This window comes from Streptomyces sp. ID05-39B (assembly GCF_033794725.1).
Taxonomy (GTDB): Bacteria; Actinomycetota; Actinomycetes; order Streptomycetales; family Streptomycetaceae; genus Streptomyces; species Streptomyces bobili.
The window spans coordinates 1-605 of sequence record NZ_JARGEF010000559.1 but is presented as its reverse complement, the minus strand read 5'-3'; the positions used below and the strand labels follow the sequence as shown (position 1 = coordinate 605).

At 68.8% G+C, this 605-nt stretch carries 2 protein-coding genes; one reads left to right on the top strand and one right to left on the bottom strand.

Features of this window, described 5'->3' with window-relative positions; translation table 11 throughout:
• Window positions 1-16: 16 nt before the first annotated feature.
• Window positions 17-469 (bottom strand): ethanolamine ammonia-lyase light chain EutC, encoded by a 453-nt coding sequence (locus P1P75_RS41890; protein WP_319265369.1) that lies wholly within the window; start codon window positions 467-469, stop codon window positions 17-19.
• On the opposite strand from P1P75_RS41890, the gene P1P75_RS41885 reads away from it, so the two are divergent.
• Window positions 380-583 carry a hypothetical protein gene (locus P1P75_RS41885; protein ID WP_319265366.1) on the top strand — a complete coding sequence of 68 codons (204 nt, stop codon included), beginning with the start codon at window positions 380-382 and terminating at the stop codon, window positions 581-583. The genes P1P75_RS41890 and P1P75_RS41885 overlap by 90 nt on opposite strands.
• The last annotated feature ends 22 nt before the right edge of the window (window positions 584-605 follow it).

Genomic DNA, 605 nt, shown 5'->3' with positions numbered 1-605 from the left:
TCGCTGAGGGGCGCCGTCAGCCTCGCGGTTGCCCCGGCTCCTCCTCCGAGCGGGGGCGGATGTTGGACAGGCAGTTGCGGTCCGCGTCGGTGGTGGTGCCGGAGCGGGGGCGGTGGGTGAGGTACGCGCCGAGGCAGTCGGCCGCCGCCATGGCGGGGCGTTCGCCGACGAGGACGACGACCGCGGTCGCTCCCATCGCCGCCGCGATGTCGTCGCCGAGGGCCACCCGGGCCTGTTCGGCGAGGACGACCGGGCCGATCCGCAGGTCCGGCAGGCGGGCGGCCGTGGCCCCCACCATCTGCGCCGCGTGGTCGTGCACGGCCCTGCCGGACAGTCCGTCGGCGACCACGAACACCACGTCCCGGTCACCCGCGGCAAGGTGCGCGCGGTCGGTGGGGTGGAGGCGGCAGCCGAGGTCGGGCCGCTGGAGGTAGGTGAGGCCGTCGGTCGCGGCGCTGCGGACGCGGATCGCGGGGAGCAGGCACTTGTCCTTTTACACAATTTCCAGGCCACGAAAACAGCCAAAAAATCCTATTCCGGCCTTTGCTTTGAAAAAAAAAAAAAAAAAACACACAGGACATGACCTACGGATATGTCAGACAAAA